The sequence below is a fragment of the Halorubrum trapanicum genome, from assembly GCF_017873555.1.
GTDB classification, from domain to species: Archaea; Halobacteriota; Halobacteria; order Halobacteriales; family Haloferacaceae; genus Halorubrum; species Halorubrum trapanicum.
In genome coordinates this window covers 167,255-187,760 of the sequence record NZ_JAGGKE010000005.1, presented here as the reverse complement: position 1 = coordinate 187,760, position 20,506 = coordinate 167,255, and the positions used below count along the sequence as shown (strand labels likewise).

The following is a 20,506-nucleotide window of genomic DNA, read 5'->3' as shown; positions in this document are numbered from 1 at the left end:
ACCCGAGCGGACCGCTCTCGCCGGGCGTTCGCCCCCTACGCCGGCCACGCCTCCCGCTCCCGCCGGTCCGCCTCGCCCGTGAGCTCCGGCGGGACCTCCTCCAACAGCACCGGCGCGAACGAGGCCCCCACGTGCCACGCGACCACCTCGTCGTCGACTCCCTCCAGCCGCACGTCCTGCTGGCCGTAGTACTCGCCGTCGACCGTACAGGAGCCGCCGCCGTCGGCGAAGCAGACCTCCCCGCGGTCGTCGTAGGTGACCTGGACGTGCGCCTCCCGCGCCTCGTCGACGAACTCCCACGCGAACCCGTCGCTCCCGGCGACGTCCTCGCGGTCGGCGAAGTAGTCGAGTCCCATCGCGACCGCGTCCTCGACGCGCCGCGGGACCTCCCCGCTCTCGGCGCGCAGGTGGACCGTCACCGGGCGATGCGTCGCGAGCGTGCTCGTCTCGGCCATCAGTCCGGTCGGCTCCTCGCCGTGTTCGAGCCCCTGTACGTGGCCGAGTTCGTGGATGATCGTCGCGTTCATCTCCGCGTCGGAGACGTTCGGCTCGACGGTCGCGGTCATCGGCTCCCGCGGCTCGTCGACGAGGAGGTCCGCGCAGCCGAAGTAGCGCGCGTCGCCGCCCTCCACGCCGCAGCGCTCCACGCGGTCGAACCGCAGGACCACGTCGGCGTCTCCCTCCTCGGCCACCCGCTCGTAATCGACCGGGTAGCCGAGGTAGCGCTCGTCGTTGCGCTCCCAGTAGCCCGTCGCGGCCGCGACCACCCCGGAGACGTTCCGGTCGACCCCGCCGTCGTCGACGGAGAGCCGGAGCGTCGTCTTCCCGTACGGGCTCGGATGCGACAGTGCGACCGTCCGCTCCCGCGTCCGGTTCGCTGTCGTCACGACGGCCGGGTAGTCGCCGCCGTCGAGTCGCACGTCCGCGAACGTGACGGACACCCGCGCCTCCGCGCCGCCGTCGAGCGCGACCGTTCGGTTCGCGCTCGCCCCGGTCCCGTACCGGAACGCGACCGTCTGGGTGCCCGCCAGGTCGCCGACGTTCGCCACGGTCGCGACGACCGACAGGTTCTCGCCGTATTCCACGCGCTCCGGCGCTTCGACCTCGGAGACGACGAACGTCGCCGCCCGCGCCTCCGCGACGGCGACCGTCCGCGTCGCGCTCGCCGCGCCGACGCTCACCGATAGCACGTGCTCGCCCGGGTCGAGCGCCGCGGCGTCGATCTCGGCCGTCACCGTCATCGACCCGTTCGCCGGGACGGACCGGTTCTCGGCGCGCAGCGTCCGGTCGCCGACGCGGACCGTCACCCGAACCGGGTCGAGCGTCGCGTTCGAACCCCCCTCGTCCGCCGATCCGTCGGCGTCGGCCGTCGACCCGTCCGCGTCGCTCACGAGGCCCTTCCACCGCACGGTCGCCTCGACCGTCGCCCGCTCGTCGTGGTCGAGCGACGCCGGCGCGGAGACGGACTCGATCGACGGCGACGGCTCCCCAAGGGGTCCGGCTCCGTCGATGTCGCCGCCGAGTCCGCCACAGCCGGCGAGCGCGACGAGCAGGGCGAGGGCGACGGCGGCGGTGATCTCTCGCATCGGCCGTCCGAACCTCGGAGACGGAGACGGATAACGTTCGTTTCAGTCAATGACCACGTATCCGGGCTGGACGCCGCTCCGGCTCCGCCCGGGTCGCCGCCGCTGAGCCGTCTGAGCGCTATTGCCCGTCAGAACACCCCCGGGAACAGCACGTAGACGAACACCGCGGTCAGCAGTCCGCCGACGCCGACGTAGTAGGCGACCGGGATCAGGTTGAGCCGGACGACCCGGCCCGTCTTCCCGACGAGACCGACCGTCGCGAGCGCGGCGATCACGTTGTGGATCGCGATCGTGTTCCCGATAGCGGCGCCGACCGTCTGCGCGCCGACGAGCAGCTGTGTCGAGAGGCCGAGCTCCTGAGCGATCTCGAACTGGAACGCCGCGAACGTCACGTTGCTCACGGTGATCGAGCCGGCGATGAACGCGCCGAGGGTGCCGACCACGGGCGCGAACAGCGGGTACGCGGCGCCGAACGTCGAGGCCGTCGCGTCCGCGAGCACGACGATCATGCTGCCGTCGGCGGCCGCGCCCGGGTGCGCCGCGGTCTGGAGCATCACCTCGACCATCGCGATGACGAAGACCAGCGAGACCGCGGGCGAGACGATCTTCCCGGCGGCCTCGCGCCACGCGCTCGTCACCTCGTCCGTCGACATCCCGAGGACCGGCACCGCGATCAGCGCGCTGGCGAGCAGCCACGTCCCCGGGACGTACGCCCACCCGATCGCCCCGCCGATGTCCGTCCCGAGGACGTTCGAGACGGCGATCGTCATCCCCGGTCCCTCCTGGAGGAACGTCGCGATCGGGTCGATAACGCGGGTGCCGATCAGCAGGACGACGAGCGCGACGTACGGCGACCACGCGCGGAGCAGCGACATCTCGGCGCCGTCGGCACCGCCGGCACCGCCGCCCGTTCCCCCGGTCGTCGCGGCCTCCGCGCTGGCGGTCTCGCTGCCCGGTTCGATGCTGCCGACCCAGTGGCCGGGCCACTCCTCGCGGGGCGGGAACTCCCACTCCTCGTCCGGCAGCAGGTAGCCGGCCCGCAGCGTCGCCACGACGGCGCCGCCGCCGGCCATCGACGCGATCAGCGACGGCAGCTCCGGGCCGACGAACCACGCCGACGCCACGTACGGGACCGCGAACGCGACCCCGGCGAACAGACACAGCGGCGCCACGGCGAGCGCGGGGCCGAGCGACCGCTCCTCGGCGTCGACCGCGCCGAAGAAGTACACGACCATCACCACGGCGATGAACGGGATGAACAGGCCGAGCAACCCGTTGAACACGGCGGCCCACCCGCCGGCCGCGGTGGCGTACGCGGCCACCGACTCGAACCCCCCGGCGCCGATCGCCTCGCTGACCGCGTCGAGCGGCTGTTGGAACCCGACGATGATCGGCGTCCCCACCGCGCCGAAGACGGTCGCGACGGCGTGGCCGATCAGCGCGGCGACGACGGCGGCGAACGCGGGGAAGCCGAGCGCCAACAGCAGCGGCGCGACCACGGCCGCGGGCGTGCCGAAGCCGGCGACGCCCTCGATGAACGTCGCGAGGAAGAAGCCGAGCAGCACCACCTGGACCCGCCGGTCGTCGCTTATCGACGCGAAGCCGGCGTTGATCCGGTCGACCGCGCCGGAGTTCATCAGGGTGTACAACAGCACCAGCGCGCCCAACACGATCCAGAGGATCTCGACGGCCGCCATCGCGCCGTTGACCGACGCCGCGAGGATCCACTCCGGCGGCATCCCCCACGCCAGGAACGCCACCCCCGCGGCCGCCGCCCACGCGACCGGCATCGCCCGGGAGGCCGGCCACAACAGGCCGACGAGCAACGCGGCGACGACGACGAGCGGCACCAGCGCCAGCGGCGCGCTCGCGCTCAGCGTCATCGGCGTCCACCTTCCGTCTCCCGTTCGCGATTCCGCCTCGCACTTCGCCCCTCGATCGGTCGCAACCGACCGGGATGAACCCGGCCGCTGTCTCGGATCATGTCACTGTCTGTGTGAATTATCTATGTAATAAACGGTGTGGCAGATTCTCGCGGACCGGGTCTCGACGCGGAGAGCGGCACACGCCCCGAAACCCCCCGTCACGCGCCGGACCGACACGGGGTTGTCGCCCCGTTCGCACACCGGGTCGTCGCCCCGTTCGCACACCGGGTTGCCGCCCGGGAGCCGGAGCCGCTCGGAGCGCAGGCGGGAACGGGAGCTCCGCGCGGCACCGCGGGCCTCGTCCGGCGAGTCGGTCACCGCAGCGTCGACGTCGGGACGACCGACGGGAGCACGCCGCTTCCGGCCGCGTCCTCGACGACCGCCTCGGCGACGTGCTCGCCGCTGAGCAGGCACATCGGCATCCCGATACCGGGATTGGTGTACGCGCCGACGTAGTAGAGACCGTCGACGCCGGGCGCGCGGTGCGCGGGGCGGAGCGGTCCCGTCTGTTCGAGCGTGTGCGACAGCGCCAGCGCGGTGCCCCGGGGCGCGTTGAACCGCCGGCGGAAGTCGTCGACGCAGGCGGTCTCCTCGAAGACGATCCGGTCGCGGAAGTCGACCCCGGCGTGCTCGGCGAGGTCGTCGAACACCAGCTCGCGGAACCGCTCGCGGGTCTCTGGGTCGTCCTCGAGCCCGGCGGCCAGCGGCACGAGCAGGAAGACGGCCTCGTGGCCGTCGGGTGCCGCCTCCGGATCCGTCTTCGAGGGGACGTGGACGTAGTACGCGGGGTCGTCCGGCCACCCCGGTTCGTCGAAGATGTCGTCGAAGTGGGGGCGCCAGTCCGTCGGGAAGACGAGCGTGTGGTGTTCCAAGTCCACCTCGCCCTCGACGCCGATGTACGAGAGGTACGCCGAGGGCGCGTACGTCCGCGACTCCCAGTAGGACTCGCGGTCGACGGTCCCGGCGGGGAGGAGGTCGCGCTCGACGTGCGGCGGCGGCGCGTTCGCCACGACGCGGTCGAAGCGGGTACTCGATCCCGACGCCGATCTCGCGTCGGCCGCCGCCGTGCCGCCGTCGTCTGCCGCGCGCCGCGCCGTCTCCACCGTGAACGTCGGCGTCGACGCCGGAATCGACGGCTCGATCGCGGTCACCGGTTCGCTCGTGCGGATCGAGACCCCCAGCTCCCGCGCGAGGTCGGCCATCGCGTCGACGACGCTCGCGATCCCCCCGGCCGGGTGGGAGACGCCGAGGTTCATGTCGACGTGGCTCATCAGCGTGTAGATGGCGGGCGTGTTGTACGGCGACCCTCCGAGGAAGACCAGCTTGTACTCCGCGATCTGGCGGAGCTTCTCGCTCTCGAAGTAGCCGCTCACGTACTCGTCCATCTCGCGGAGTTTCGGGAGCGCCCGCCCGGACCGGAGCACGTCGGCGTCGACCATGTCCCGCAGCCGCGACCGGCTGGGGTAGACGAACCGGTCCATCCCCAGCTCGTACGCCTCTGCGGCGTCCGCGAGGTAGTCGTCGAGGACCTCGCCCGCGCCCGGCTCGTACGACTCGAACAGCGCCTTCTGTCCCGCGCGGTCGGCCGGCATCGACGCGCGGTCGCCGTCCTTCCAGATCACTTCGTACAGCGGGTCCAGTTCGATCAGGTCGTAGTAGTCGTCGGTCGACCGCCCGAACTGCTCGAAGAAGCGGTCGAACACCTCCGGCATGAGGTACCACGACGGCCCGGTGTCGATCCGGAACCCGTCGCGCTCGATCCGCCCGGCGTACCCGCCGGGGTGTTCGTTCCGCTCGAACAGCGTCACGTCCGCCCCCGCGTCGGCGAGGTAGCTGGCCGCCGAGAGCCCGCCGAAGCCGGCGCCGACGACCGCGATGGACTCCCCAGCGAGCGGTTCGTCCGCGTCCGACGGGCCCGCGTCCGGTTGGGTGGACATCGGCTGAGCGTAGGGTTCCGGAGGGGTTTACGCTGCGGTCATACCATGTTAGGGGCGCCGTAGTCGCCCGATTCTCTCGTTCCCTCAGGCGCCGTCTCCGACGCCGTCGCCCTGAAGCCGCCGCGCGCCGAGCGCGAACAGCCCCAGTCCGAGCAGGTAGAGCCGCCAGCCGCTGTTCGCGACCGGGAACCGCCGGTCGACCGGCTCCTCGACGTCGAGGTCGGGGTCGCGCGGCTGGACCGGGTTGTTGACGTGGACCGACTCGCTCGTCCCGCCGGCGCCGGCGTCGACGGTCCGGGACCCCGTCTCCGGGTCGATTCGGATATCGACGAACGTCTGGACGAACCCGTCGGCCGTCGAGTAGAGTATCTCCCCGTCGAGGCTGAAAAACCGGTCCCGGAGTGGCCAGAACGCGTTCACGCCGTCGAGGTGGGTCCAGTCGAGCGCGACGTGCGCGAAGACGTGGACGAAGAGGGCGACCCACGCCACCGCGATCCACCGCGGTGAGAGCCGCTCGCGGATCCACGACTCCTTCCGAATGCGCGTGTCGTAGTACAGCGCCAGCGCGGCGACCGCGGGGAGGACGAAGTTGTGCCCGACCGTGCGATGTGCGCCCGCCATGATCACCCCGAGGAAGCTGTCCGCCTCCGGGAGCACGAGGACGACGAGCAGGACCGCGAGCGCCCGGCGGTCGAGGCGGTCGCGCAGCAGCGCGGCAGCGAGCAGGAGCGCGAACCCGGCGTGGACTACCGTCGAGGGCACTCAGCGGGTCACCCCCGACTCTCGGGTGTCGAACCGGACCGCGAGCGTCGCGGCGGCGGCGGCGACGACGACCAGCTGCCACCCGCCGTCCACGAACCGGAACTCGCGGTCCCCGCCCGGGTCGAGTCCGGGGTGGCCGTCGGGGTTGACCCACGAGCCGACCGGGTCGGCGACCGCACCGCCGACGCTCCGAATCGGCAACGCTCCCGGTCCCTCCGCGCCCAGCGCGACGAACGTCTGGACGATTCCCTCCCGCGTCGAGAACACGAGTCGCCCGCGGAGTACGTACCGCGCGTCCTCCAGCGGGTAGAGGAGCGCCGCGCCCTCGCCGGCGAACAGCGCCGACCCGATCCCGGCGACGACGAACGACGCGAGCGCGACCCACGCGACCCGCGTCGCGCGGAGACCGAACCGCTCGCGGAGGGTCGACGCCGCGCGCAGCGTCGTGTCCCAGTAGAGCAGTCCGCCGGCGAGAAGGGGAATCCAGACGGCGTGGAGGAGGGCGTTCGTCGCGCCCGGGACGACGAGGCTCGCGACTGCGTCGAGACCGGGGAGGACCGCGGCCGCGACGACGACCGCGACCGCGCGGCGGTCGAACGCGTCGCCCAGCAGCGCGGCCGCGAGCAGCGCCCCCACGGCCGCGCTCACGAGCGTCGGTGCCATACCGGTCCTGACGCTCGGAGGCGAATAAGCGCTCCGGGCGGGTCAGTCGCGGTCGGTCCGGGGTTCGTCGACCTCCCCGTCGGCGGCCGATCCGGCGCTGTCGGCGCCGAATTCGAACCCGTCGGCGTCGCGGTCGGCCGTCTCCTGGGTTTCGTCGGCCGTCTCCTGGGTTTCGCCGGCCGTCTCTCGGGTTTCGTCGGCCGTCTCTCGGGTCTCATTGGTCGAGGCGTCGTCGACCGAGGCGTCGTCGGAACCGGCGCGCTCCTCGCCACCGGTTTCCTCGGCGTCACGGTCGGCCGCGTCCCGGTCGACGGTGACGCCGGCTGTCCCGGCGTCGCCGTCGCCGTCCGCCCCGGCGTCGCCGTCTGTCCCGGCGTCGCCGTCCGCCCCGGCGTCGTCGCCGAGCAGCGAGACGGCCATCAGTCGGGCGCCGGCCGCGATCAGGTTCGTGAGGTGGAGTCCGATCAGCACGCCGACGACCCCGAGTCCCGTCGCGAGGGCGGCTTCGGGTGCGGTGTCGACGGCCCACACCAGCGGCTCACCGTTCAGTTCGCCGAACTCCGGGGAGTAGGGGTATCGGACCGGCGCGGCGACGAGCGGGAGCGCGCTCGCGAGGACGGCGAGCGGCGCGAACGCCAGCAGCGTGACCCAAAACTTCAGCGAGACGAAGCCGAGTCCCCGCCACGTCGACGGCGCCGCGAGGTACGCGCGAACCGTCGCGGTCGCGCCCGCGGAGCCGTCCTCCGCGGCGGCGGGGAGGTCGTCCGGCGCGGCCAGATCGGTGCCGAGCAGGCTGTTCGCGAGCCAGCGTTCCAGCCCGGCGACCAGCCGCGATCCGACGATGGCCGCGACCAGGACCCCGATTCCCACGAGGACGACCGAAAAGACGAGTCCGAACACGAGCGCGAACGAGACGAACCCCGAGTAGACGACCCACAGCGGGACCGCGATCAGCAGGTACAGCAGGTGGCGATACGTCCGGCCGTCGGCGATCACGCCGACGACGGGGAGGGCTGCGAGCGGTCGGAGGGAGACCATACCGCGACTGGTTCCGCGTCCGACAAAAATCGATCGCTCTCAGGCGGGTGGTGCGCGGCGTCGCCTCGTCCCGGCGTGGCCGTCGGCGGCGACCGATTCAACCGAGGAAGAAGTCGATCGCGTCCCCGGACGACTGTCCCTTGTACAGCTCCGAGTAGCCGCACTCCGCGCAGGAGACGACGAGGAACCTCCGGTTCTGGACGTCGAACATCTTGGTGAGTCCCGTCCCGCTGGTGGCGATCTCGTCGGTCTCCGTCTCGGTGCCGCCGCACTTCGGACAGCCGTCCCCGCCGTCGCCGCCGAGGGAAGCGGGGCGGTCGTCGTCGCGGGCGTCGGGGGTCGCGCCCGGTTCGCCACCGGCCGGTTCCGCCGCGCGGTCGGCGCCGTCGGTCTCGTTTTCGATCAGTTCGTCGTCGTCGAAGACGGAGTACTCCGTCTCGTCGCTTTCGGAGGGCATCGCCCGTAGTTCCCGTACCGAGGACCAAACGTCTTGTGGCGCGCCGCGATGTTCCCCTCCGTCCGCGACTCCCCGTTCCGACGCTACTCGTCGATATCGTCGACGAGCGCGTCGGCGAAGCCGGTGTAGTCCGCCGGGGTCAGCGCCTTCAGCTCTCCGCGGACCTCCTCGTCGACGTCGAGCTCGTCGAACAGCTCGCGGAAGTCGTCGAGCGTCACCGACCGGCCGCGAGAGAGCGCCTTCACGCGCTCGTAGGCCTCGGTGTCGCCCTCGCGGCGCAGGATCGTCTGGACCGCCTCGCCGATCACCTCGGGGGTCGCGTCCAGCTCCTCGCGCATCACCGCCTCGTTCGGGACGACCTTGCCGAGTCCGTCTTCGGCCTTCGAGTAGCCGATCAGGCAGTGCGCGAGGGCCGCGCCGACGTTGCGCTTGACGGTGGAATCGGAGAGGTCGCGCTGGAGCCGTGAGGTCGTCACGTAGTCCGCGAGGAAGGCCAGATCCGAATTCGCCTTCGAGAGGTTCCCCTCGCTGTTCTCGAAGTCGATCGGGTTCACCTTGTGGGGCATCGTCGACGACCCCGTCTCCCCCTCGACGGTCTCCTGCCCGAGGTAGCGGTCGGAGACGTACAGCCACGCGTCCAGGTCCAGATCGAGGAGGACGTTGTTGACCCCCCGGAGCGCGTCGAACAGCGCCGCCAGGTCGTCGCAGGGGTTCACCTGCGTCGCGAGCGCGGTGTGTTCGAGGTCGAGGCCGCGCACGAACGACTCGGCGAAGGCGGGCCAGTCGACCTCGGGGTAGGCGGCGCGGTGGGCCGCGTAGGTGCCCGAGGCTCCCGCGAGCTTGCCGGAGAGGTCCTCGTTCGCGACGACGACCCGGCCCAGCGCGCGGCCGAGCCGCGCGGCGTACACGGCCATCTCCTTGCCGAAGGTGGTCGGCGTCGCGGGCTGGCCGTGGGTTCGCGCCAGCATGGGCGCGTCGCGGTGCTCCTGTGCCAACTCGACCAGGGCGTCGCGCACCTCGCGGACCGCGGGGACGATCACCTCGCTCACCGCGGGCTTGACGAGCAGCCGGTGCGCGAGGTTGTTCACGTCCTCGCTCGTCAGCCCGAAGTGGATCCACGGGTACAGCGACTCGGCGTCGTCGAGCGCGGCGTCGGCGCCCCCGTCCGTCCCGCTCTCGGCTATCTCCGCCAGCCGGACGCGGAGGAAGTACTCGACCGCCTTCACGTCGTGGTTGGTCGCCTCGTACCCCGCGGCGCCCTCGGTCTCCAACCGCTTGATCAGCCGCGCGTCCTCGGCGTCGAACGCCTCGTAGAGGTCGCGGAGGGCGGCCTCGGCCGCCTCATCGAACTCTATCGGCGTCGCGTCGAGTCTCCCCAGCGCGAGCAGGTACTCGACCTCGACGCGGGTCCGGGCGCGCATCAGCGCGGCCTCGCTCGCGTACGGGGACAGCGGCGCGGTCCGGCCGGCGTACCGACCGTCGAGCGGCGAGACGGCGGCGAGCGGGTCCGACCGCGACAGCCCGCTGATGGCGTCGTCGGCCGTCGATCCGGCGTCGTCGGCCGTCTGTTCGGAGTCGTCGGTCATGTCCGCGACTGCCGCCGGAGCCAGCAAAAGCGTGTCGATGGGGCGACGCACGGACGTGGATCCGTTGCGCGTTCTCGGTGTATCGTAACCGCGTTCCGATCCGCAATTGTGGATACTCTCGCGCCGCGGACCGCAATCGATATACCCGATCGGTCGGACCGTCAGGTATGAAGATCGCGGGACTCGCGAGCAACCGGGGACGGAACCTCAGACACATCGCCGACGCCGCGCCCGGCGGCGCGGAGCTGTCGGTCGTCCTGACGAACCGCGAGCAGGCGCCCGTGTTGGAGGCCGCGACGGAGCGCCGCGTTCCGACCGAGGTCGTCGAGCGCGACGAGGGGGAGTCGCGCGAGTCGCACGAGCGCCGGATCGTCGAGCGCCTCTCCGACTACGACGTCGACCTCGTCTGCTTGGACGGCTACATGCGCGTGCTGACCGACGCGTTCCTCGACGCCGTCCCGACGACGCTGAACGTCCACCCCTCGCTGCTCCCGTCGTTCCCCGGCACGGACGCCCACGAACAGGTGCTTTCGGCCGGCGTCCGCACGACCGGCTGTACGGTCCACGTCGTCACCGAGGAGGTCGACGCCGGGCCGGTCGTCACCCAGGAGCCGATCCCGGTGTACGAGGACGACGACGCCGACTCGCTGAAGGCACGCGTCCTCCGCGAGGCCGAGTTCACGGCGTACCCGCGGGCGGTCCGCTGGTTCGCCGAGGACCGCGTGACCGTCGAGCGCGACGCCGACGGCGACCCCGTCGACGTCGCGGTCGAGGGCGACGTCGGCGGCGACTTCCCCGAGCGCCGGTTCGTCTCCGAAGAGCGCGCCGCCTCGCTGCGCTACGGCGAGAACCCCCATCAGGCCGCCGCCCTGTACGTCGACGACGGCTCCGAGGAGGCGAGCGTCGTCGACGCCGACCAGCTCAACCCCGGCGCGAAGGGGATGGGGTACAACAACTACAACGACGCCGACGCGGCGCTCGATCTGGTCAAGGAGTTCGCCGACCCCGCGGCCGCGGTGATCAAGCACACGAACCCCGCGGGCTGCGCGGTCGGCTCGGACCTCGCGGACGCGTACGACCGCGCGCTGCGAACGGACGCGAAGTCGGCGTTCGGTGGCATCGTCGCCCTGAACCGCGAGTGCGACGCCGACACCGCGACCGCGGTCGCCGACTCCTTCAAGGAGGTCGTCGTCGCGCCCGGCTACACCGACAGCGCGCTCGACGTGCTCCGGGAGAAGAAGAACCTCCGCGTGCTCGACGTGGGCCCGCTCGGCGAGGGCGACGAGCGCTTCTCCGAGCGGTTCACGGAGAAACCGGTCGTCGGCGGCCGCCTCGTCCAGGAGCGCGACCGGCAGTCGCCGACCGCCGAGGACCTGGAGTTCGTTACCGAGCGCGAGCCGACCGACGAGCAGGTCGAGACGATGCTGTTCGCGTGGCAGACGCTGAAACACGTGAAATCGAACGGTATCCTCTTCGCGACCGGCACCGAGACGGTCGGTGTCGGGATGGGGCAGGTGTCCCGCGTCGACGCGGTCACGCTCGCGGCGATGAAGGCCGAGAAGGACGCCGAGGGGAAGTCCGCCGAGGGCGCGGTGATGGCCTCGGACGCCTTCTTCCCGTTCCCGGACGCGATCGAGGAGGCGGCCGACGCGGGCATCGAGGCCGTGATCCAGCCGGGCGGCTCGGTCAACGACGAGGACGTGATCGCCGCGGCCGACGAGCGCGACATGGCGATGGCGTTCACCGGGACGCGCTGCTTCCGGCACGATTAGGCTCGGTTGGCTTCGACGGAAATCGATTCTGTGGCCGTCTCCTCGTCGTCGACGCTACTCGCTGACGCCGTTGAGCGCGCTGTTGAGTTCGAAGAGCTCGCGGACGACATCGCTGTCCGCGACCCGGTACCGACGCGGCGACGTGTCCGGAACCTCCTCGATGAGTTCGACCTCTCGCATGAGGTCGGTGTAGTTCCCGACGGTCTGGCGCGTTACACCGGCGTGTTCAGCGAGTTCGGTCTTGTTGAACTCGCGGTTCGGCGGCAGATCGAGCAACGCGTCGACGAGAATCGGGATCGCGTCGTGCTGTGTGAGGTACAGCCACCCGCTGGGGTGTGCTTTCCGGAGGTCCTTCTTTGCCCCGCGGTCGTTCGCGTGTTCCATGCCGCTCATACAGGAAGTCACTGCCTCACCGTGTATAACTGTTTTCACCACCGGTAACAGCAGTTAACAGCATTTATTACCGGATGGCCTTAGTCCCTCGCTATGGAGAAGCCGTCGGTGAAGTGCGCCCTCTTGGCGACGATGATCGCAAAACACAGGTGGGGGACGCCGATTACGGAGGAGGCGCTCCTCGAACTCTCCGCGATCGACGGCGACTACCCGACCGCGCGCGATGTCTACGCCGAGCTTCGTAGCCAACCGTACATCTCCTATCGGGGGAACCGCGGGATCGAACTCGACAAAAGCAACTTCGACGACCTCGCGGAGGTCCTCTACCACGAGTGCGGCTGGGAAGCCTGGGAGATCGACAGTCGTCTGAAACACTACGAGGGAATCGATGACCACGAGTGGACGTGATCTCGCCCGTACTGTCGTTCCGACTCTCGGCTCCCTGAAACGATAACCCCACGCGGACCGCCGGATCTGGGGCGCTTTTTTCTCCGGGTCTCGTTGCCCCCGATCAGAGACGACCGTGGCGAAGTTCGGCAACTCGGTACGGCTGCTCGGGGACCGGGAGTTCGCGGCGCTCGCCGGGACCGCGTTCGCCCGCAGTCAGGCGTACTCGACGATCCTCATCGCGCTCGCGCTGTACGCGGATCTCTTCGGCACCACCGGGTTCGTCGAGGGGCTGTTCGGCACCGCCTTCGCAATCGTCCAACTGGTCATCGTTCTGCCGCTGGGTCGGAAGGTCGACACCGGCAACGCGAAGCGGTGGCTGCTCGGCGGCTTCCTGATCAACGTCGCCGTCTTCGTCGGCTTCGCGCTGGTCGACAGCTCCGTTCACATCATCCTCGTGCGGATGGTCCAGGGGCTGGGCGCGAGCGTCCTCTGGATCACGGGCGCGACGGTGATCGGCGAGATCAGCCCGGACGACGAGCGGGGGCGCTGGCTCGGCTCGTACAACCAGTTCGCTTCCGTCTCGTCGCTCGCGGGCGACCTCGTCGGCGGCTACCTCCTGTACGCCTACGGCTTCACCGAGACGTACCTCGTCTTGACCGTCGTCACGCTCGCCGCGTTCGCCCTCGTCTTCGCCTTCCTCCGCGACAACCCCGGCGGCCGGAAGAGCCCGGAGGACGCGGGCGGGGTCGAGACGTTCCGCTCGCTGCTCGGGCTTCCGATGCTGCGCGCGCTCGTCTTCTTCCGGTTCACGTTCAGCGTCGGGAAGATGGCGGTGATCATCTTCCTCCCCATCTACGCGCGGACGACGTTCGGCATCTCCGCGTTCGCCATCGGCTGGATCATGGCGGGCGGGAAGCTGACGAAAGCGCTCACGCAGGGGTTCGTCGGCGACCTCACCGACCGCTACGAGCGCACCTACCTGTTCGTCGCGGTCGGCGCGCTCCTGTACGGCGTCGGCACCGCGATCATCCCGCTGGCGGCGTACTTCGAGGGGACTCTCTCGCCGGTCACCGTCTCGTATCTCGGCGACTCGCAGACGCTCGGCGGGGCGTTCTTCGCGCTGTTCGGCGCCTACTCGCTTCTGGGGGTCGCCGACTCGATCCGGCTGCCCGCGAGCATGTCGCTGTTCGTCAGCGAGGGCGAGGCGTACGACTCCGTCGCCAGCGCGATGAGCCTGCGCTCCGTCTCGTGGAAGGTCGGGCAGGTCGTCGGGCCGGTGCTGGTCGGCACCACGATGGACTGGACGACCACCGAGACCGGGTTCCTGCTGGCAGCCGCGTTCATCGCGTTCGCGACCACCGGCTTCGCGTGGCAGGCGCGGGCGGCCCACCGCGCCACTCGGGACCCGGGACCGGCGGTCCCCGGCGACGACTGACGCCGACCGCGGCGCGGGAGTCGGCTCGGATTACAGCGTGTAGTCGTGATCGCCCGTCTCCGACTCCAAGAAGGCCGTCAGCAGGTCGATCGTCGCCTCCACGTCGCCGCCGTCGGCGGTCTCGGTGACGGTGTGGAGGTACCGCGTCGGGATCGATATCGCGCCGACCGGCTTCGCGCCCGCGGTGTTCTGGAACCCCGCGGTGTCGGTGCCGCCCGCGGGCAGCACCTCGTGCTGGTGGTCGATCCCCTCCGCCTCGGCGACCTCGGTGAGGCGACTGTGGACCTTCGGGCTGGTGATCACCGAGGAGTCCTTCAGCTTCACCGCCGTCCCCTCGCCGAGTTCGGTGACCGCGTCGGCCGCGTCGCCGACCTGCGGCACGTCGTTGGCGACGGTGACGTCGAGGGCGACGGCGAGGTCAGGGTCGATGTCGACGCCGAGCGCCTGTGCCCCCCGCAGCCCGACCTCCTCCTGGACCGTCGCCGCGAAGTGGACCGTCACGTTCGGGTCCTCGATCCGACGAGCGGACTCCAGGATCGCGAACAGGCAGATCCGGTCGTCGAGCGCCTTCCCCGTGATCCGGTCGCCCATCCGGGTCGTGGTCTGGTCGAGGGTGACCAGGTCGCCGACGCCCACCAGCTCCGCGACCGTCTCGGCGTCGCGACCGAGGTCGATGAACACGTCCTTCACCTCGTCGTCCTTCTCCTGCTGCTCCTCCGTGAGCGTGTGCGGCGGGACGGAGCCGATGACGCCGGTCAGGTCCTCGTCGCCGTGGACGGTGACGCGCTGCGCGCGCAGCACGCGGGCGTCGAACCCGCCGAGCGGGTCGACCTGAACGAACCCCTCGTCGGTGACGTGGCGGACCATGAAGCCGATCTCGTCCATGTGGGCCGCGACCGCGACCGAGTAGTCCGAGTCGCCCTCGATCGTGCCGACGACGTTGCCCATCGCGTCGCTCCGGACGCGGTCGACGCTCTCGGCGAACTCGCGGCGGACGACCTCGCGGACGTCGTCCTCGTAGCCGGGGACGCCGCGGGCCTCGGTCAGCTCTCGGAGCAGGTCGAACTCGAAGTCGAACTCGCGTGGCATACCGCGGACTGACCGCGCCAGCGACAAAGTTCCGCAGGATCCGGCACGGGCGTCTGGCTTCGGCGAACGCCGAGTAATCGACACCGCCGAGGTCCCGTTCACCACCCTCGTCGCAGCGATACGATATTTAACCAACCGTGAACGGCGACGAGAATTACTTATAAATATAGGCGGTGGCGCGTGCCTGCGAGCGGCCGGTAGGTCGCGAGCAGCACGCGCGAGGGAGTCAGTCGGCGGAGCGAAGCGGAGGCGACTGACGAGGCTGGGGAGGTGTGAGGCTGCGGTGCGGTCGTGGTCGGGTGGGACTCAAAGGGGCGGTCGCGAGGCGGACGCAGGCGATGTAAGCACCGCAACGAGGGAGCGAACGAAGTGAGCGACTGAGCGAGGAGCGCAGCGAGCGTGCGTCCGCCTCGCGACTGGGGCTTTGGCGGTGTTAGCCGTCGATCTACTATCAGACATTTATAAGCGAGCGGCTTGGGCTTTGGTGGTGTTCTCGCCCACCCGCGTCACGGACTCCGAGCGGCGTCGCAGAACGTGACAACCCTAAATAAGTTTATCGTTGTTCCGCAACCCTTTTGCGGGCGCTCGCGGGATGGAGTGTGTATGAGCGACGTGAAAGCGGAACTCCGAGAACAGTTCTTAGACGCGTTCGGCGGCGCAGATTTCCCGGTCGAGAACCAGATGGACCTCGTCCCGGCGCTGCCGGACGGCCCGGCGACGAAGTTCGAGGCCGGCGACGTGAGCTTCACCGCCATGGAGATGGCGGCGAAGCTCGGCAGCGAACAGGAGTTCCCCTACGACACCGCCGAGGCGCTCGTCGACGACATCCTCGACGGGCTGGAAAAGAAAGGGATGATCTGAGTCGGCCGGCTCGAAGCGAACTTTTCTGCCCCCGATCCGCGTCTACCGATCCGCATCCACCGATCCGCAGTCCGGCGAACCGAAATCGGTCGATCCGCAGCCCGCCGGTCCGTACCGCCTCACGTCTCGTAGCCGCCGCCCCGGCGGGAGGTTGATTACCGCGGAGCCGTTACGGCGGGTGTGCTCGCCGACCTCACGAGTCTCTTTCCGCGGTGGGTCCTCTGGGGGATCGGTCTCGGGGCCGTCGCCACCGCGCTCGTTGCGCTCGCGTTCTACCTCGGGGACCGGTTCGCTCCGCCCCGCGCCGCGGCGGCCGGTCACCGCGGCGTCGCCGGCGACGAGCGCCGCCGCCGCGAGATCCGGACGTACCTGAACGCGGCCGGCGAGCGCTTCGACGAGGACCACGCGTTCGACGGCGTGGCGGTCCCCTTCTACCTCCCCGACCGCGGCGTCGCCATCACGTTCGACGCGCACGACTACTTCCGGCTGGAGGGCGAGGGCGTCTACACCGTCCTCTGTGAACACGAGATGCCGGGCCGCGGGCTGGGCCGCCGGCTCCCGTTCGACGTCGACGAACCCGACTGGGCGACCGACGAGGCGACCGGTTCGAGCGACGGCCGGTCCGGAGGTCTCGGCGGCGACCGGTTCGGAGCCGACCGATCCGCCGGGCGGTCGACCGCGCGCGGTCCGGCCGGCCGAGCCGACCCCGTCGGCGACGCGTTCGACGAACTCGGCGTCTCCCGCGACGCCGACCTCGACGCGGTGAAGGGCGCGTACCGCGAGCGCGTCAAGGAGACCCACCCGGACCAGGGCGGCGACGAGGAGTCGTTCCGACGCGTCCGCGAGGCGTACGCGACCGCCCGCAACCACGTCGACGGCGGTCCGGCCGACCGCGACGCGGAGCGCCGCCGCGAGCGCTCGACCGGGTACGGCCGGTGACGGGACCGGAGGCCGACGCCGGGGACGGAGCCGAAATCGGGACCGCGACCCCCTTCTCTGACGTCGCCTTCGCGGAGCGCGCGGTCTACCTCCCCGCGCACGACGCGCTCGTCGTCGCCGACCTCCACGTCGGGCGCGGCGAGGCCTCCGCCGTCTCGCTCCCGCTGGGCGAGCGCGCGGACCTCGCCGACCGCCTCGGCGCCCTCCTCGACCGGTTCGACCCCGAGACGGTCGTCGTCGCCGGCGACGCCGTCCACACGTTTGAGCGGGTCACCGACCGCGCCGCCGAGACGCTTCGCGCGCTCCGCGGGGCGTGCTCGGCTCGGGGCGCGGATCTCGAACTCGTCGCCGGCAACCACGACGCCGCGCTCGCGACCGCGTGGGACGGCCCGGTTCAGGAGACGCTCGCCATGGAGGACGGGGGCGATTCCACCGAGTCGCCGCGAACCACGGTCGTCTGTCACGGTCACGAACCGCCGTCGACCTCGGCCGACCGGTACGTGATCGGTCACGTCCACCCGACGATCGAGATCGAGGGGGACCGCCGGCCCTGCTTCCTCTCCGGCGCCGGAACGTATCGCGGGTCCGACCTCCTCGTGCTGCCCGCGTTCACCCGGCTCGCCGCCGGCGTCCCGGTCAACGACGCGGCGACGGCGGGGCTGGAGTCGCCGCTCGTCGACGACGCGGCCGCGTTCGCCCCGGTCGTGTACGACCCCGACCGCGGGGAGCCGGTCCGGTTCCCGCCGCTCGGGGAGTTCGACCGACTGCTGTAGGTCCCGGCCGGGGAGGCCGCCGAGCGGAAGCACCGCGGCGACCGCGCGACACGGACGGCCGCGACGAACGTTTATGTGAATTCCGCGTGATCTTTTCACGCATGGAAGCAGCCAGGCTCCACGAGTACACGGACGACATGAGCGAGGGACTCGCGATCGACGAGGTCGACCGGCCGGCGGCGACGGGACCGGACGACGTGATCGTCGAGGTCGAGGGGGCGGGGTGGTGCCAGACGGACAACCACATCATCGAGGGGATGTGGGCCGAGTACGTCCCGCAGGAGCTGCCGATGACGCTCGGCCACGAGAACGCCGGCACCGTCGTCGAGACGGGCGACAACGTCGACTTGGTCTCCCCGGGCGACCCGGTGATCTGTCACCCGGTCCAGACCTGCGGGACGTGTCGCCCGTGTCGGCTCGGCGAGACGATGTACTGCGAGAACGACGCGTTCAACGGGCTCACCACCGACGGCGGTTTCGCCGAGTACCTCCACACCAGCGAGCGCTCGGTGATCCCGCTGCCGGACGGCGTCGACCCGGTCGACATCGCGCCTCACGCCGACGCCGGCATCACCGCGTACCACGCCGTCAAGAAGGCGGTCGCGGAGCTGAACCCCGGCGACCACGCGGTCGTCGTCGGCGTCGGCGGGCTGGGTCACATCGGACTTCAGTGCCTCGACGCGATGAGCGCGGCGCGGATCACGGCGGTCGACCTGAAGGAGTCGGCGCTCGATCTGGCGGACGGGTACGGCGCCGACCACCTGGTGAACCCGACCGAGGAGGACGTTCCCGCCGAGATCGAGGCGATCACGGACGGCACGGGGGCGACGCAGGTGCTCGACTTCGTCGGCGAGGACGTGACGACCTCCTACGCGCCCGATATCACCGCCGCCGGCGGCGACCACCACATCATCGGCTACGGCGGCCACGTCCACGAGCCGTCGCAGGCGCTGGTGGACGGTGAGTTCTCCTTCGTCGGCAACATCGTCGGGCGGTACGCGGAGCTACAGGAGCTCGTCGCGCTCGTCGAGCAGGGCGACGTCGACCTCCACACCAGCCGGTACGAACTCGGCGAGATCAACACGGTCGCCGAGAAGCTCGAACACCGCGAGATCGACGGGCGCGCCGTCATCACGCCCTGAGACGGAGGCTAAAACCGACGCTTCACTCACGGACAGACTCTCCTACCATCCCCGCGATCACCCCGCATGGAACGCTCCGTCTCGTCCGGCTCCGCGCTCTCGCGGCGGTGGTCGATTTACGCCGGCGTCTACGCCTTCGGCTGCGGCGCGGTCACCGCCGGCCTGCTCTCGACGCTCCTGAGCCTCTTCGCAGAAGTCGTCGGCCTCCCGCCGTCGTTCCCGGTGCCCCTCCTCGCGGCGCCGGCGCTCCTCGTCGGCACCGCGGTCTGGTGGCTGCTCGTCGAGCGCCCCGCGGCGTACACGTACCGAGCGGGGATCGCGTACGGGGCGCTCACGGCGCTCGGCACCGGCCTCCTGTGGACCGCGTGGTTCCTCGTCGTCTGGAGCGTCGACCTGCTCGTCGCGGGGCCCACCCCGCTCCTCGTCGGCCTCGTGATCGGGCTGACGACGGCTGCCGGCGCACTGATCGGCCCGCCGATTACCTTCCTCCGGCGGCGGCGCCGAGCGGGGTCGGACGCCGACGCGACCGCTAACTCCTTGTGACGCCGGCCCACACGGATCGCCCATGGACGAGAACGGCGCCGGTGCGGGCACGTCCGCCTCCGACTCCGCGACCGACCCCCTCGCCGACGAGGACCTCTATCGCGTGCTCGGGGCGGACGGCGGCCCCCTGCCGGACGCGACGGTTCCGGACCTCTCCGACGAGGGATTTCGCGCCATCTACCGCGATCTGGTGACCACGCGGCGGTTCGACGAGCGGGCGGTGAGCCTCCAGCGACAGGGCCGGATCGGCACGTACGCGCCCTGCGCGGGACAGGAGGGGTCGGCGGTCGGCTCGACGCACGCGCTCGCGGACCGCGACCTGATCAGCTACCAGTACCGCGAACACGGCGCGGTCGTCGTCCGCGACCTCCTCGCCGAGTACCTCCCCTACTGGATGGGCCACGAGTCCGGGACGGAAGCGATCGCCGACGGCAACGTCTTTCCCCTCAATATCGGGATCGCGGCGCACCTCCCGCACGCGGTCGGCGCCGCGTGGGCGTTCGACTACCGCGACGAGGACCGGGTCGTCGCCGCGCACTTCGGCGACGGCGCGACCAGCGAGGGCGACTTCCACGAGGCGATGAACTTCGCGGGCGTCTTCGACACGCCGACGCTGTTCTGCTGTCACAACAACGGCTGGGCGATCTCGGTCCCCGAGTCGCGACAGACCGCGAGCGACACCTTCGCACAGAAGGCGACCGCCTACGGCTTCGACGGGGTCCGCGTCGACGGGATGGACCCGCTCGCCAGCTACGCGGTCACGAAGGAGGCGGCCGAGCGAGCGCGGGGCGGTGGGGACGGAGGCGGTTCTGCGGACGGAGCAGACGCCTCCGACGAGGCCGACCCTCGTCCCGTCCTCATCGAGTTCGTCGAGTACCGGTTCGGCGCCCACACCACCGCCGACGACCCGACCGCCTACCGCGACCCCGACGACGTGGACCCGTGGCGCGCGCTCGACCCGCTCGACCGGATGGAGGCGTTCCTGCGGGAGACCGGGCGGATCGACGACGAGGGCGTCGCGGCGATCCGCGACGAGGCGGACGACCTCGTCGCCGACGCGATCGGCTTCGCGGAGTCGGTCGAGGCCGACCCGAGCGACATGTTCGACCACGCGTACGCCGAGCTCCCGCCCGAGGTCCGCCGCCAGCGCGACGAGCTGCTCGCGGCCGTCGAGGAGCACGGCGAGGAGGCGTTCCGGCGCGAGGAGTAAAGCGA

At 70.9% G+C, this 20,506-nt stretch carries 19 protein-coding genes; 9 read left to right on the top strand and 10 right to left on the bottom strand.

Annotated elements, in window-relative coordinates; genetic code table 11:
- Positions 1–35: 35 nt before the first annotated feature.
- From J2744_RS08005 to purB, 8 genes are all read right to left on the bottom strand, one after another.
- Entirely contained in the window at positions 36–1,586 is a 1,551-nt protein-coding gene (locus J2744_RS08005; protein ID WP_209546458.1) for a zinc metalloprotease, read from the bottom strand.
- A gap of 128 nt (positions 1,587–1,714) precedes the next feature.
- Positions 1,715–3,469: an L-lactate permease gene (locus tag J2744_RS08000; protein WP_209546456.1), complete on the bottom strand. Its 1,755-nt coding sequence runs from the start codon at positions 3,467–3,469 to the stop codon at positions 1,715–1,717.
- Positions 3,470–3,825: 356 nt separating this feature from the next.
- Entirely contained in the window at positions 3,826–5,448 is a 1,623-nt protein-coding gene (locus J2744_RS07995; RefSeq protein ID WP_209546454.1) for a phytoene desaturase family protein, read from the bottom strand.
- A gap of 84 nt (positions 5,449–5,532) precedes the next feature.
- A complete protein-coding gene (locus J2744_RS07990) occupies positions 5,533–6,210 on the bottom strand; it encodes a metal-dependent hydrolase (protein ID WP_209546452.1) in 678 nt (225 codons plus the stop codon).
- Complete coding sequence (locus J2744_RS07985; protein ID WP_209546450.1) at positions 6,211–6,873, bottom strand: hypothetical protein; 663 nt, start codon at positions 6,871–6,873, stop codon at positions 6,211–6,213.
- Between the two features lie 42 nt (positions 6,874–6,915).
- Positions 6,916–7,911, bottom strand: coding sequence for a sensor domain-containing protein (locus J2744_RS07980; RefSeq protein WP_209546448.1), 996 nt, complete (start codon positions 7,909–7,911; stop codon positions 6,916–6,918).
- A 97-nt stretch (positions 7,912–8,008) separates the two neighbouring features.
- The gene (locus tag J2744_RS07975; RefSeq protein WP_209546446.1) at positions 8,009–8,368 is read right to left on the bottom strand and encodes a zinc ribbon domain-containing protein; all 360 of its coding nucleotides are present in this window, start codon (positions 8,366–8,368) and stop codon (positions 8,009–8,011) included.
- Between the two features lie 83 nt (positions 8,369–8,451).
- Positions 8,452–9,954, bottom strand: coding sequence for an adenylosuccinate lyase (gene purB / locus J2744_RS07970; protein ID WP_209546444.1), 1,503 nt, complete (start codon positions 9,952–9,954; stop codon positions 8,452–8,454).
- Positions 9,955–10,121: 167 nt separating this feature from the next.
- Between purB and purN the strand changes: the two genes are divergently transcribed.
- Positions 10,122–11,726: a phosphoribosylglycinamide formyltransferase gene (purN, locus tag J2744_RS07965; RefSeq protein ID WP_209546442.1), complete on the top strand. Its 1,605-nt coding sequence runs from the start codon at positions 10,122–10,124 to the stop codon at positions 11,724–11,726.
- Positions 11,727–11,780: 54 nt separating this feature from the next.
- Here the strand turns inward: purN and J2744_RS07960 are convergent, their stop codons facing one another.
- Positions 11,781–12,119 (bottom strand): helix-turn-helix domain-containing protein, encoded by a 339-nt coding sequence (locus J2744_RS07960; RefSeq protein ID WP_209546440.1) that lies wholly within the window; start codon positions 12,117–12,119, stop codon positions 11,781–11,783.
- A gap of 93 nt (positions 12,120–12,212) precedes the next feature.
- Here J2744_RS07960 and J2744_RS07955 point away from each other — a divergent pair, with 93 nt between their 5' ends.
- The gene (locus J2744_RS07955; protein WP_209546438.1) at positions 12,213–12,527 is read left to right on the top strand and encodes a hypothetical protein; all 315 of its coding nucleotides are present in this window, start codon (positions 12,213–12,215) and stop codon (positions 12,525–12,527) included.
- A 115-nt stretch (positions 12,528–12,642) separates the two neighbouring features.
- The gene (locus J2744_RS07950; protein ID WP_209546436.1) at positions 12,643–13,944 is read left to right on the top strand and encodes an MFS transporter; all 1,302 of its coding nucleotides are present in this window, start codon (positions 12,643–12,645) and stop codon (positions 13,942–13,944) included.
- A 30-nt stretch (positions 13,945–13,974) separates the two neighbouring features.
- Here the strand turns inward: J2744_RS07950 and J2744_RS07945 are convergent, their stop codons facing one another.
- The gene (locus tag J2744_RS07945) at positions 13,975–15,033 is read right to left on the bottom strand and encodes a M42 family metallopeptidase (RefSeq protein ID WP_209546434.1); all 1,059 of its coding nucleotides are present in this window, start codon (positions 15,031–15,033) and stop codon (positions 13,975–13,977) included.
- Between the two features lie 603 nt (positions 15,034–15,636).
- Between J2744_RS07945 and J2744_RS07940 the strand changes: the two genes are divergently transcribed.
- From J2744_RS07940 to J2744_RS07915, 6 genes are all read left to right on the top strand, one after another.
- Positions 15,637–15,894, top strand: a complete 258-nt coding sequence (locus tag J2744_RS07940) for an MTH865 family protein (RefSeq protein WP_209546432.1) — start codon at positions 15,637–15,639, stop codon at positions 15,892–15,894.
- 180 nt (positions 15,895–16,074) lie between these two features.
- The gene (locus tag J2744_RS07935; RefSeq protein ID WP_209546430.1) at positions 16,075–16,833 is read left to right on the top strand and encodes a J domain-containing protein; all 759 of its coding nucleotides are present in this window, start codon (positions 16,075–16,077) and stop codon (positions 16,831–16,833) included.
- On the top strand, positions 16,830–17,606 hold the full coding sequence (locus tag J2744_RS07930; protein WP_209546428.1) for a metallophosphoesterase: 777 nt from the start codon (positions 16,830–16,832) through the stop codon (positions 17,604–17,606). Before J2744_RS07935 ends, J2744_RS07930 begins: the two co-directional genes overlap by 4 nt.
- 101 nt (positions 17,607–17,707) lie before the next feature.
- Positions 17,708–18,748, top strand: a complete 1,041-nt coding sequence (locus J2744_RS07925) for an NAD(P)-dependent alcohol dehydrogenase (RefSeq protein ID WP_209546426.1) — start codon at positions 17,708–17,710, stop codon at positions 18,746–18,748.
- 66 nt (positions 18,749–18,814) lie between these two features.
- Positions 18,815–19,291 (top strand): hypothetical protein, encoded by a 477-nt coding sequence (locus J2744_RS07920; RefSeq protein WP_209546424.1) that lies wholly within the window; start codon positions 18,815–18,817, stop codon positions 19,289–19,291.
- 22 nt (positions 19,292–19,313) lie between these two features.
- A complete protein-coding gene (locus J2744_RS07915; protein WP_209546422.1) occupies positions 19,314–20,501 on the top strand; it encodes a thiamine pyrophosphate-dependent enzyme in 1,188 nt (395 codons plus the stop codon).
- Positions 20,502–20,506: the final 5 nt, after the last annotated feature.